This is a genomic window from Streptomyces swartbergensis (assembly GCF_002148965.1).
GTDB classification, from domain to species: Bacteria; Actinomycetota; Actinomycetes; order Streptomycetales; family Streptomycetaceae; genus Streptomyces; species Streptomyces swartbergensis.
On record NZ_NGFN01000262.1, the window covers coordinates 1 to 12,258 of the forward strand.

The window sequence follows — 12,258 nt, forward strand, 5'->3', positions numbered from 1 at the left end:
CAATCACGAGCAACACCCTCTCCACGCCGGAGTCCCGGTCGTCCTCCGCTACGACCCGAGGGACCCACGCCGGGTCGTGGTCGTACACCAGAAGGACGGAAGGCCGGCGAATGTGTCGTACTCGGCGGGGGCGCATCTGGCTTGGGGGGTCTCTTGCGTGCTGCTCGGGTTGGGGATGGGAGCGGGCGCGTTCTGGTGACGCCCCGGACGCCTCACCCCACCGGCGACCCGCCGYCGAACCGACCCGGCGTACGCCGAGCTGCTGACGCATTCACCCACGCCGGGTGCCTGGAGCCAACCAGTTGCGCTCCCCACCTGCGGCCCCCGCCTCTCCGGGCCGCCCACTCGCTTCTCTCCCGTGCTGGAGCGGCCCGGGTCAAGGGTGGCCCGCAGGGCCATCGGCGCCAGCCGACGCGGAACGCAGCGCAGCGGAGTGAAGCGCCCTTGAGGTGGGCCGCGGAAGCACGACACTGACCAGGAAGCGGGCGGCCCCGACAGCAGCAGCGTCTCGCGGAGGCAGTTCGTACGAGGGGTCAAGCCCCTGCGGCCAAATCCCATGACACGGCCGTGGGAGAACCCGCCCAGTCTCCGGTGTTGGTGCGCCAGATCGACGCGATGCCGTGATCCTCCAGGTACTCGGCGTAGTGCCCAATGTCTTCCGTGAAGAGGGCAACAAGGTGCGGCTTCGGCTCGCCGCGCTTCTCGTGCCAGTAGTAGCTGTACTCGTAGAGCTGACCTACGGCTTGCCGGACAGCTTCGGTGGCGTTGCCCTTCTTCACGGCCTTGCCCTCCACGAGCCAGGACCGCTGCCGGTTCTCAGCGGGACGGCGTAGGACCAGGTCTCTCGGATACATGCCTTGCGTGATGGGGGTATACCCGCGCGTGACGACATGGAGGCCGAAGGCCTCAATGAGCTCCTCGTGGTGGCGTTCCCTGCGTCGGCGCCCGCCCTTGATGCGGACGTAGTAGTCACTGCTGCTGTTCGGGCGAAAGCCGTCCAGGGGATCGTCAGCAGTGGAGTGTCCGTCACCCTCGTACAGAAAAGGCTCGTTCTCTCGCGGCTGCTGAAGCCAGACGCGATAGCTTGCAGCAGCGTCGCGAAGCAGCAGAGACGCCACGTGCAGTTCCTCTGCGAGGACTTCCTCCGATGGCATGCTCGCGATCTCGTACCGACGGGCTACGACGCTCGCTGCCTCGTACGCACGGGGGCGTTCGAGGCTAGATCGGAAGGCCGGCGTATGACTCCAACGCCTGGCCAGCTCGGGTTCCATTCCTGCCCGGAGGTGCCTTGCTCGCCGCTTCAGCTCCCTCCGCAGGTCTCCCTGCTTGGGGTACTCATCCGAAAGCTTCGTCACGCCCTGCTGCATCGTGAGGGTCACGGACGTCAAAGTCGAGTCGAAGATGTAGGCGAGGTACAGCCCCTCTTGAGCCTGCGTGTTGATCGATCTACCGAACACGCCGATCCACGGAGTACTACTCGCAGATCCCTTCCCGCCGTATCCCGCGGCGGAGAAGCCCTGTGGTAGCGGCAAATCCGACATCCTCTCGACCTCCCGGAGGAGGTCTTGGGCTGGTACGCCGCTGGCCGTACCGGCCTTGGGGTCGTAGGTCTCCGCTATACGTATGAGGAGGTCACGTAAGTGCACGTCCAAAAAGTAACCCGGTTTGATCAGTTGTGTCACTTAGGGATCAGCTCGTCGCGTGCCAACGACCGCACTTGCCCAACGCTCGAAGCTGTCTGCACGGCTCCGGACGCTGTCAGAGCCTCTTGATAGAAAGGGCCATCGTCGATCAACGCGATCAATCGGGGGAGCCTGCCTGTGCCTGAGAGCCGTACCGACGTCTCGGCCCCGGCCGATGGACTGTACGAGCAGCTGATCACGCTCCGTTTCGAGCAGCAGCTGAAGGAGTTGGTCAGCCTCGGCTGGCATCCCGTAAGTGAAGCTGTGGGCCCAGAGTCAGGGCCGCACATCCTGGCGTCGCATATTGCGCGAACGGTTCGACGTGTGCTGAAGAACCTCCCGGCAGAGGAGCGGGTCTACGCAGCGAATCACATCCTGGAGTCCATCAGCACACTGCAAGGTGCACAGGAGTGGGTGGACCTGATCGCAGACGGACCACGCCAACTCCTTGCACTGACCCGGCAAGAGGCACCCGGCGTCTTTGCCGTACGCCCGGGCATCCCGCTCTCCGACGCGGCTCTGATCACCAACTCTCCCGATGACCCGAGCCTCGGCTTCGAACTGCGCGCAGAGCTCGCCACAGCTGACCGGGTAGACCTGCTGTGCGCCTTCGTGAAGTGGCATGGTCTCCGGATCATCGAGCAGTCACTCAAGGCAGCCCATGCCCGAAAGGTGCCGATACGGGTCATCACGACGACCTACATCGGCGCGACCGAGCGGCGCGCGTTGGACCGACTCGTGGAGGAGTTCAACGCGCAGGTCAAGGTCAACTACGAGACGCGCTCGACACGGTTGCACGCCAAGGCATGGCTCTTCCGCCGCCGAAGTGGGTACGACACGGCATACGTAGGCAGCTCGAACCTGTCCAAGGCAGCGCTTCTCGATGGCCTGGAGTGGAACGTCCGCCTGTCCTCAGTCGCCACTCCCGATGTACTGCGCAAGTTCGAAGCCACCTTCGACGCCTACTGGAGTGACCCATCCTTCGAGGCGTACGACCCGAAGGCCGATGGCGAGCGCCTTCAGGAAGCCTTGGCCATCGCGGGCGGAACCTCGTCGCCATCCGCTGCTCGCAGGATCACGTTGTCAGGCCTAGAAGTACGGCCGTATCCGCATCAGCGCGACATGCTGGAACGGTTGGAGGTCGAGCGGGAGGTGCACGACAGGCACCGGAATCTGCTCGTGGCAGCCACAGGCACAGGCAAGACCGTGATGGCGGCACTGGACTACAAACAACTGCGTAAGAAGCACGGCAGTGACCTGCGGCTGCTCTTCGTTGCTCACCGCAAGGAGATACTCGAGCAGTCTATGAGGACGTACCAAGACGTCTTGGTAGACGCGAACTTTGGCGAGTCACTGCACAGTGGTGAAATCCCAGAGCGCTGGTCTCACGTCTTCGCCAGCGTGCAGTCACTTAACGCAAAGGGCCTTGATCGTCTCGCTCCCGATCACTTCGACGTGATTGTGATCGATGAGTTCCACCACGGAACCTCACCGACGTACCGGAAGATTCTTGATCACTTCCAACCCTTGGAGCTGCTCGGGCTCACTGCCACGCCTGAACGCATGGACGGCAAGAACATCCAGGACGAGTTCTTCGATGGTCGGATCGCCGCCGAAATGCGACTGTGGGAGGCGCTAGAGAACGATCTCCTCAGTCCATTCCACTACTTCGGCATTAGCGACTCCACAGACCTGAGCACGGTGGAGTGGAAGCGCGGGGCGTATGACCCAGCCACATTGAGTAATGTGCTCTCGAGCAACGTCCGTCGTGCCCGGCTGGTCGTGAAATCAGTGAAGGAGAAAGTTACCGATCCCAGCACGATGCGGGCGCTGGGCTTCTGTGTATCAGTCGCCCACGCCCAGTTTATGGCTGAAGCCTTCCGCACGGCCGGCCTCAATGCCATTGCTCTGTCCGGGGAGACGCCGGCCGAGCAGCGCAAGCAGGCGCTGGACGACCTAGCGTCAGGTGTGCTCCAGGTGATCTTCTCGGTCGACCTATTCAACGAAGGCCTCGACATCCCAGACGTGGACACACTGCTCCTCCTGCGCCCCACCTCAAGTGCCACAGTCTTCTTGCAGCAGTTGGGCCGTGGACTCCGCCGGTCCGAAGGCAAAGCGGTGCTCACCGTGCTGGACTTCATCGGACAGCATCGCAAGGAGTTCCGCTTCGAGAACCAGTTTCGGGCGCTGACCAACCTGACCCGAAAACGACTGCTGGACCACATCGAGCACGACTTCCCGCAGCTCCCATCCGGCTGCCAAATCATCCTTGAGGAGAAGGCCAAGAAGTTGATCATCGCCAACATCAAGGATCAGATCGGCGTCAATGTGACGGCACTTGCGCGCGAGGTGGCGGATTATGCCGAGCCAATGCTCAGCCGCTACCTGGAAGAGAGCGGCCGTGAACTCAAGGAGCTCTACCGGGGGAACGGGAACTCCTGGACGGGCCTGCTTCGCCGAGCAGGACTCTTGAAAGACGAGGCACCGGAAGGTGAAGCAGCGCTCCTCAAGCGCATCCCGGCATTTCTCCACGTGGACGATCCACTCCGTGTGGCGGCTTACACGCGCATGTTGGAGGACAACGCTCCTTCTTACAACGAGCTCGATGAGCAGGGGCAGGCGTACGCTCGCATGCTCTTCTTCCAGCTGTGGCCGCTCGGCGGCTGGACCCGCAAAGGCTTCACTAGCTACGACGCCGGCTTCACAACGCTTCGCAAGCAGCAGGCCATGCGGAGTGAGCTCCGTCAGGTGTTGGCGTACAACTTGGCCCACACAGAGCACGTACCGATTCCGCTCCTCGGGATCAGCGACGAAGCCGGGATCCCGCTGACCGTGCACGCCTCGTACAGCCGTGAAGAGATACTGCCCGCTCTTGGCGAGTCCAGCATCGGCGGCTTTATGCCCGGAGACTTCCGCGAAGGTGTGAAGTGGTGCGAGTCCATCAAGACGGATGCCCTCCTCATCACCCTGGAGAAGGACGAGAAGGACTTCTCTCCGCAGACCCGCTACCACGACTACGCCCTGAGCGAGACCCTCTTCCACTGGGAGTCCCAAAACCAGACCTCGGAGACCTCTCCCACAGGTCTGCGCTACCAGCGGCATGCCAGTGAAGGCAGCCACGTGTTGCTCTTCGTACGCCGCTACAAGACGACGGACATCGGCGGTGCCCAGCCGTGGATACTGCTGGGCTCTGCCGAGTACGTAGAGCACACGGGCAGCAAGCCCATGGCGATCACATGGCGACTGAAGCACCCGATTCCAGCCGATGTCTGGACCTACTCTGCGATCTCAGCCGGGTGACGCCTTACGCCCCTTCACACAGGGCTGCGCACTCGGCCTCGAATCGCATCTGCGCTCGGTCGAGTGTGTCGTCCGCGTCGCGGCCGTGGGCTTGGAGCCAGTGAAGGAAGTCGGTGATCGCCACCGATCACCGTCCTGAGCATGAGACGGTGATCGAGTTCCCGAAGCGCATGATGCAGTTCTTCCCGGAGGTGAGCGGTGGGGGCGGAACCGACGCTTGAGCAGCGGCTACGGAACTGCCGGGCCTCGGCCGTGCATCTGGAGATGCGCGACGGTTACATGCGCTCGGATCCGCGGTTCATCGCATGGCAGCACGGTGTCCGCAACGCACCCGAGGACAACGATCCCTCCCTGCGGCCCTGGCTCGCTCTGGCTGCCGAGCTGGCCGGCCGGGGTGTCGAGGTTCGCCGTGCCCGCATCGTCTCAGAGCCGGTGAGCGACTACGTCGAGTTCGAGCACCATGTGACCGGTGCCAATGTCGCAGCCGGCGAGAAGGTCCGGTGGCTGTCGCGGCGCAGGGCGTCGGACATCGCCCTGCCCGGTAACGACTTCTGGCTGCTGGACGGCAGTGTCGTTCTGTTTCACCACTTCGACGGAAACGGCGAACTCGCACCAGACGACGAGACCTGCACGGACGACCCGGCGACCGTGAAACTGTGCAGCTCGGCGTTCGAGGCAGTGTGGGAGCGGGGCACCCCGCATGAGCTATACCAGCCGCCGGTCCGGTAGGCCTGATGGAGATTTCATCAGTTGCCGTCATCGTCCGGTGTTGTCGAGGCCCGGCGAGCGCTCGGCCAAGACCTGCGTGAGATCCGGAAGGGGTGAGCCTGAGCTCAGCCGAGCCCTTGTTGCCCTTGGATAGTCTTCCCCCATGATTCGCGCAGTGGTCTTCGACGTAGGTGAGTGCCTCGTAGACGAGACCCGGGAGTACGGCACTTGGGCCGACTGGCTGGGTGTGCCGCGGCACACCTTCCATGCGATGTTCGGGGCCGTGATCGCCCAGGGCCGTGACTACCGCGAGACGTTCCAGGAGTTCCGCCCCGGGTTCGATCTCTATGAGGAGCGGGATAAGCGGGCTGCTGCCGGGCAGCCGGAGAGCTTTGGGGAAGAGGATCTGTACGAGGACGTCCGGCCAGCTCTGCGGCAGCTTCGGGCCGACGGGCTGTGGCTCGGTATCGCCGGGAACCAGACCGTGCGGGCCGGAGGCATTCTGCGGGCGCTGTTCTCCGACGACGTCGACTTGATCGGTACGTCGGACGACTGGGGCGCCAGCAAGCCCGCCCCCGAGTTCTTCAAGCGGGTGGCCGACGCAGTGCCCTTCGAAGTCGGCGAGATCCTGTACGTGGGCGACCGGTGCGACAACGACATCAGTCCTGCCAGGCAGGCGGGTATGCACACGGCGCTTGTGCATCGCGGACCCTGGGCCACCATTCAGTGGAGTAGCACCGAGGCCTTGGAGTTGCCGACCTTCCGTGTCGAAGGGCTGCTTGAACTGAGCGGCCAAGTGGGCGAGTTCAACGCCTCAGCGCGCTGAGTGTCGTAGACCAGTCGTACAGGCGGTCGTCGAGGTCGCGGACGCAGCTCTCGTGCTGGTGGGGCGTGAGCGCACGACGGACTTCGCGTACGCGGTCCATGCCGGTGGCGTACCAGGTGAGTGCCAGCTGATCGAGCGCCTTGCCCGCGTACTCGCAGGCCGCCTCGGGTTTGCCGGACGCCGCCTCGACGGCTGCCAGGTCGCCGTAGACGACTGTGCGTTGCTTCTCCTCACCCGGGGTCATGGCTTCGAGCGCCTGGAGCAGCGCGGCACGGGCTTGCGGGAGGTGGCCGGCGAGCAGCTGGGTGTTGCCCTTGAAGGCCGCGAGTCGCGCCGGGGAGAACCAGTCCATCCACGAAGGGGAGGGATGCTCGTTGCCAGCCTCAAGGGTGTCCTCGGCATGGCCGATCAGGTGCAGGGCGGTGCGGGTGTTGCCGCACCTGGTCTCGCATTCGGCCTCGACGGCGTCCAGCCACGCTAGAAATTCCGCAGAGGCAGGGGCGCGGCGCGCGTAGGTGCGTGCCGCGATCATGCGTTCCTGAGCTCCTTCCTGATCACCTGCCCAGCCCGGGATGAAGGCCATGTGCGCGATGATCGCCGAACCGAGCAACGGGTCGTCGGCCTCGCCTGCGGCTTGCAGGGCGAGGAGAAGCGTGTCATGTGCCGTGGTCGGCTCGGAGAGATCGAAGAATTCGATCCGGCCCGCGAGGAGGTAGGTCTCCGCCAGCGCCGCGGCAATCGTGCGTCGGGTGGAGTCCGACGTCTCCGGCAGTAGGGCGCAGCCGAGCGTCGCGTGCGCCAGGACAGCCGGGTGCAGTTTGGTCGGTGCGACCGACCAGTAGAGCCGACGGTGGGAGCGGGTGACCGCATCGAAGTCCGGCCCGGCGGTGACCGGTTGCAATGCGGCCGAGGCTCGGCCTCGCCCCATCGCCAGCCCGAAGGCGGCCGTCCCACCGGCAACCAGGGTGCGCCGGACGGGGTCGGGTGTCGATCCCTCGGAACCCCACGGGGGCGTGAAGCCGAGAGACTCCATGTTCTGCCCGAGCAGGTGGACGAGTACACGCTGGCAGTCCGGTTGCGGCCAGGGTGGGTTGTCCGACTCCCAGCGGCGGACCTGGCGTACCCCGATGGACAGGCCGCGGATGCCCATGCTCTTCGCGTGCTCGGTGAGGGCGTCGGCCAGGTCCTGTTGCGAGTTGAAGCCAGCGGCCACCCGAGCAGCCTTGAGTCGAGCGTTGCCTGTGGGCCTTGGCACGGGGCCACCTCCTCCTGCTGACTACGACCCAATCTTCCCATGGAGGGCCTCGACTGGACGTCTTTTCCCCCTCAAGGGGTCCGTTAGGCCCTTTGTAAGTCCTTTGAACGGCCTCCTAAAGTCCTCGAATCGATGACTTGGGTCCTGGACCCTGTTTGCCGTACCGACCGACAGCAAGGGGGAACACGCCATGTACACACACGAGGACTTGGACATCTCCGAGTGGTGGCGCGGACGCATCCGGAGCCCGAGCGCGTACGGACGGAGTGGGCCGCACAGGGCGTCGCGCTGCTTCCGCTCGGCGAGCGGTTCGCGGCGGTTCGTATGACGTCGGATGTCGTGCATGCCGGTGTTCAGTCCGAGGACCAGGACCGAGTGGCCTGTGCGCTCAGCGAGTTACTGGGAGGGGCGATCATCTACGACCGTCGAGTGGCGGGTGGCACTTACTACGCGCTGGTCGACGGGCAAGCCGGTCTCGCGTGGGCGTACGACGGAATCGTGTCGTGCCTTGGTCGCGACACTTACCTGGGTGTGCCGCGCATCGACCGCCTGCGACCACCGGGCACATACTGGGTGGTTCCGCCGCGGTACGCCGGTGACCTGTGTCCACCAAACTCAGTCGTCGGCCTGGTCGAGGCAGGCCGATCGCGGCTGATCGTGGAGTCCGAGCTCTGTCCGAATGACATGGGTGAGCTCAAGACGACTGTCGCCGCTCAGCGCCCCTGGGCCATGAGGCTGGTCACCGACCGGCTCCCCGTACGCCCACCGTCGTACGCGACCGTCGTACTGGACGGTTCCACCCAGACAGCGCGGTACACGGACACCATGGGCCAGGTGATCGAGATGGGCAAGCACGGCACATCGAGGACGACCGGTACCGCGTCTGTTTCCGGAGGAGGAGACGGACAGAATCCGCAGCCCCAGACGCAGGACGACCACACCACCGACTATGAGTCGGACTGACCGATGACCTCTACCGTCCTGGTCGTCACCGCGTTGGAAGATTTCACAGCGGACCGTGTCATCGGGGCGCTGAACGAACGCGAGGTGCCCGTCGTACGCATCGATCCCGCCGATATCGGGCGCGAGTTGGCCTTCGGGTTCCGTCTCGGCCCGGAAACCCCTGTCTGGGGTGGGCGGCTGCGCACGCCGAGCAGAGAGGTGGAGGTGAGGGAGGTGACGGCGGTTTACTACCGTCGCCCCACCCCGTACACCACTCGTTTCCAGCATCTACCACAACAGCCACGGGACTTCGCGGTCACCGAGGCCAGGCACGGGCTCGGCGGTGTCTTGAACAGCCTGCATGGGGCGCTGTACGTGAATCATCCGCACGCGGTGACCCGTGCGGACTTCAAGCCGGCCCAGTTGCAGAGATTCGCCGAGCTCGGGCTGCGGGTTCCGCCCACTCTGGTCACCAATGAGGCGGAGGCGGCCAGGAAGTTCGCCGCCGACCACGGGCGGGTCGTCTACAAGACGTTCCGCGGGCTGCCCTGCAGCGATGACGGCCACACCGGCGCGATCTGGACCCAACGCGTGGAGCCCGACACCTTCGACGACACACTGGCGATGACCGCGCACATGTTCCAGACCGAGATTCCCAAAAGCGGGGACGTACGGATCACCGTGGTCGGCCGTCGGATCTTCGCCCAGCAGATCACCGCGCCGGACCGAGCCCTCGACTGGCGTCGGGGTGACTGGGACGAGCTGTTGCATGCCCCCATCGCCGTCCCTGCCGCGATCGAGGCCGCTTTGTACACGTACCTGGACTCCTTCGGCCTGGTCTTCGGCTGCTTCGACTTCGCCCTCACCGGGGACGGGGACGATCCCGAAGACTGGTGGGCCATCGAGTGCAACCCGAACGGGCAGTGGGGCTGGCTCCCGGACGCCGCGGACATCGCCGAGGCGTTCGCCGACATGCTGAGCACGGAAGTATGGAAGGAGACGGCACGTCATGGTGTTTCCCGCCGACCCTGAGACCGATGCGGCCCGCCTGCGTGAAGCCCTGGCGGACAGCCTCGATCAAGGCGGTGTTCTACGTGACCCGGCCTGGCGGGCGGCGGTGGAAGCTGTACCGCGGCACCGGTTCGTGCCCGGTTTCTACCTGCCCGCAGACGATCGCGACGGGCAAGGACTGACGGTATGGGAACCGGTCACCGCCGAACTTGACTACGGGCGGTGGCTGGCGGCCGCGTACTCCGATACCACTCTGATCACCCAGTTCGACGGGGAGGAGCCCGACTGGAAGGCCCCGGTCGTCCGGCGTGGTGGTGCGCCGACCTCGTCATCCACGCTGCCGTCCTTGGTGGTGCGCATGTGGGCCGACGCCGAAGTGGCCGAGGGTCATACGGTGCTCGAGATCGGTACCGGGACGGGTTACTCGACGGCACTGGCCTGCGAACACCTCGACTCCGGGGATGTCACCAGCATCGAGGTAGACCCCCGGCGATTGGAGTTGGCAGCAGACGCGCTGTACGACTGCGGCTACGCCCCGACCCTCGCCGTGGCGGACGGGCTGTACGGGTACTGGCCCGAGGCCCGCTTCGACCGCATCGTGGCCGCCTGCTCCTTCCGCGCCGTACCGCCCGCCCTGCTCGCCCAGACCCGGCCGGGCGGAAAGATCCTTCTCACCCTGTCGGGGTGGCTCTACGGGTACGCCCGTGTCCTGTTGACCGTCGCCGACGACGGCACGGCGGAAGGGGCGCTGCTACCAGGCACCGTCTCCTTCATGGCCGCCCGTACCCATGCCGCGCCGTCATTCGGCAACCCTGCCCACTGGGCCGCAGGCCTACCAGACAAGCACAGGACGGCCCGGCACGGTCCGGAGCGCCTCACGGCCGCGACGGAGGAGGCATTCCATCTGCGGTTCCTCGCGCAGTGTGCCGTTCCAGGCGCCCAGTTGGTCACAATTGGCGAGGTGGTACACCTAGTCGACGTCGTGAGTGGCTCCGCGGCCACTCTCACGCCTGGCGACGGTGTTTGGAATGTACGTGAGGGCGGCCCGGTGAGGTTGTGGGAACGTGTCGAGGGAGTACTGGACGCCTTCGATGGCGCGGACCGGCCGGGGCCTGAGACGTTCACGCTGCACGTCTGGGGCGGTGGGCAGTTCCTGCGGCACCCGAACATGCCTGGTCTGTCGCTGCCCAGTGATAGCCCTGACACGGGGCGTCTCCCGCAATAACTGTTCCTAGGAACAGACCGCAGGACGGCCAGGATGGGTGGCATGACGACGATCCACGGTGAGGTCGCGGCCGGGTTCGAACCGGTGCGTGAGGCGTTCGCGGCGAACTTCGTCCGGCACAGGGACATCGGAGCAGCGGTTTGTGTGTATCGCGATGGCCGACCGGTGGTGGACCTGTGGGGTGGGGTCTCCGACGGCGACACCGGTCGCCCGTGGGCGCGGGACACTCTGCAGCTCGTCTACTCGGCGACCAAGGGGGCGACCGCGACCGCAGTCCATCTGCTGGTGAGCGCGGTGTGCTGGACCTCGACGCTCCAGTCGCCGAGTACTGGCCGGAGTTCGCCGCGAACGGCAAGGCGGACCTCCCGGTGCGTTGGCTGCTGGCTCACCAGACCGGCCTGGTCGCTCTGGACCGGCCGGTGCCGCTGTCCGATGCCTTAGCCTGGGAGCCGATGGTGGCCGCACTTGCTGCTCAGCGTCCGCTGTGGACACCGGGCACCGCGCACGGATATCACGGCAGGACTTGGGGCTGGCTGGTCGGTGAGGTGATCCGCCGGGTGTCGGGCTGCACGCCGGGGCGCTTCTTCGCTGAGGAGATCGCGGCTCCTCTGGGGCTCGACTTCTTCATCGGGCTGCCTTCGAGGGAACGCGAGCGGGTCAGCAGGATGGCGTACAAGCAGCCAGAGGTCGACCTCACCACCGCTCCCCTGGAGTCGATCCCCGATGAACTCCGCGAGATGGTTGCCGCCTGGCGCGATCCCAATTCGCTCAGCAACAGGGCGTTCGCCGTCACAGATCCGGCTGAGATCGACTTCAACTCGCCCGAGGTGCAGTCTGCGGAACTCCCGGCCTCCAACGGAGTCGGCACCGCGCGCGGACTGGCGCGTATGTATGCCGCGCTGATCGGTGATGTGGACGGCGTGCGTCTGCTCACTCCGGAGATCCTTGCGTTGGCGACCGCGGAGCAGGTCAGCGGGGTCGATCAGGTGATGTTGGTACCGAGCCGATTCAGTTTGGGCTACATGTTGCCCACCGAGACCAACGCCATGACCGGTCCGAAGTCGTTCGGTCACACCGGTCGAGGTGGCTCGCTCGGCTTCGCCGACCCGGAGCACGGCATCGCCTTCGGCTACGTGATGAACCACATCATCGGGGGTCCCGACGATGTTCGAGCGGCGTCGCTGGTTAAGGCAGTGCGCAAGTCGCTGGCGTAGCAGACCAGGTCTGTAACTGTCACGTTGGCTGTGACGTACTCACGGCCGCCCGGTTCTTCCGAGGTTGGCGGTTCCGGGGCGGCCCAGGGGTGGGG

The 12,258-nt window shown here is 65.3% G+C and carries 9 protein-coding genes and 2 pseudogenes; 8 read left to right on the forward strand and 3 right to left on the reverse strand.

The features are described 5' to 3' along the window. The coding region (locus CA983_RS49690) for a Mu transposase C-terminal domain-containing protein (RefSeq protein WP_143645599.1) at positions 1-199 on the forward strand (199 nt) is incomplete at its 5' end. Between the two features lie 334 nt (positions 200-533). On the opposite strand, the gene CA983_RS31475 is transcribed toward CA983_RS49690, so the two are convergent. Next, a complete protein-coding gene (locus tag CA983_RS31475) occupies positions 534-1,682 on the reverse strand; it encodes an MrcB family domain-containing protein (protein ID WP_086604208.1) in 1,149 nt (382 codons plus the stop codon). Positions 1,683-1,820: 138 nt separating this feature from the next. Here CA983_RS31475 and CA983_RS31480 point away from each other — a divergent pair, with 138 nt between their 5' ends. Further along, positions 1,821-4,982, forward strand: a complete 3,162-nt coding sequence (locus CA983_RS31480; RefSeq protein WP_086604209.1) for a DEAD/DEAH box helicase — start codon at positions 1,821-1,823, stop codon at positions 4,980-4,982. A 4-nt stretch (positions 4,983-4,986) separates the two neighbouring features. Here CA983_RS31480 and CA983_RS48335 read toward each other — a convergent pair. Then, positions 4,987-5,100, reverse strand: a pseudogene (locus CA983_RS48335) (ATP-binding protein); the annotation flags it as partial. Between the two features lie 146 nt (positions 5,101-5,246). Here CA983_RS48335 and CA983_RS31495 point away from each other — a divergent pair. Then, positions 5,247-5,711: a DUF6879 family protein gene (locus CA983_RS31495; protein ID WP_244207180.1), complete on the forward strand. Its 465-nt coding sequence runs from the start codon at positions 5,247-5,249 to the stop codon at positions 5,709-5,711. A gap of 142 nt (positions 5,712-5,853) precedes the next feature. Then, positions 5,854-6,516, forward strand: a complete 663-nt coding sequence (locus CA983_RS31500; protein WP_086604211.1) for an HAD family hydrolase — start codon at positions 5,854-5,856, stop codon at positions 6,514-6,516. On the opposite strand, the gene CA983_RS31505 is transcribed toward CA983_RS31500, so the two are convergent. Then, positions 6,497-7,771 carry an NsdA family TPR-like regulatory protein gene (locus tag CA983_RS31505; RefSeq protein WP_086604212.1) on the reverse strand — a complete coding sequence of 425 codons (1,275 nt, stop codon included), beginning with the start codon at positions 7,769-7,771 and terminating at the stop codon, positions 6,497-6,499. The two genes, CA983_RS31500 and CA983_RS31505, sit on opposite strands and share 20 nt — an antisense overlap. 729 nt (positions 7,772-8,500) lie before the next feature. On the opposite strand from CA983_RS31505, the gene CA983_RS49695 reads away from it, so the two are divergent. The 4 genes and pseudogenes from CA983_RS49695 to CA983_RS31525 all read left to right on the forward strand — a co-directional run bounded on the left by CA983_RS49695 (position 8,501) and on the right by CA983_RS31525 (position 12,163). Further along, the gene (locus CA983_RS49695; protein ID WP_086604215.1) at positions 8,501-8,734 is read left to right on the forward strand and encodes a putative ATP-grasp-modified RiPP; all 234 of its coding nucleotides are present in this window, start codon (positions 8,501-8,503) and stop codon (positions 8,732-8,734) included. 3 nt (positions 8,735-8,737) lie between these two features. Further along, positions 8,738-9,745, forward strand: coding sequence for an ATP-grasp ribosomal peptide maturase (tgmB, locus tag CA983_RS31515; protein ID WP_086604213.1), 1,008 nt, complete (start codon positions 8,738-8,740; stop codon positions 9,743-9,745). Further along, a complete protein-coding gene (tgmC, locus tag CA983_RS31520) occupies positions 9,723-10,949 on the forward strand; it encodes an ATP-grasp peptide maturase system methyltransferase (RefSeq protein WP_086604214.1) in 1,227 nt (408 codons plus the stop codon). Before tgmB ends, tgmC begins: the two co-directional genes overlap by 23 nt. Before the next feature lie 42 nt (positions 10,950-10,991). After that, positions 10,992-12,163, forward strand: a pseudogene (locus CA983_RS31525) (serine hydrolase domain-containing protein). Positions 12,164-12,258 lie beyond the last annotated feature (95 nt).

Bases quoted from the DNA above. Each gene is read 5' to 3' on its own strand.
- CA983_RS31495 (WP_244207180.1), top strand. From the start codon at position 5,247: ATGCGCGACGGTTACATGCGCTCGGATCCGCGGTTCATCGCATGGCAG.
- CA983_RS31500 (WP_086604211.1), top strand. From the start codon at position 5,854: ATGATTCGCGCAGTGGTCTTCGACGTAGGTGAGTGCCTCGTAGACGAG.
- CA983_RS49695 (WP_086604215.1), top strand. From the start codon at position 8,501: ATGAGGCTGGTCACCGACCGGCTCCCCGTACGCCCACCGTCGTACGCG.
- tgmB (WP_086604213.1), top strand. From the start codon at position 8,738: ATGACCTCTACCGTCCTGGTCGTCACCGCGTTGGAAGATTTCACAGCG.
- tgmC (WP_086604214.1), top strand. From the start codon at position 9,723: ATGGTGTTTCCCGCCGACCCTGAGACCGATGCGGCCCGCCTGCGTGAA.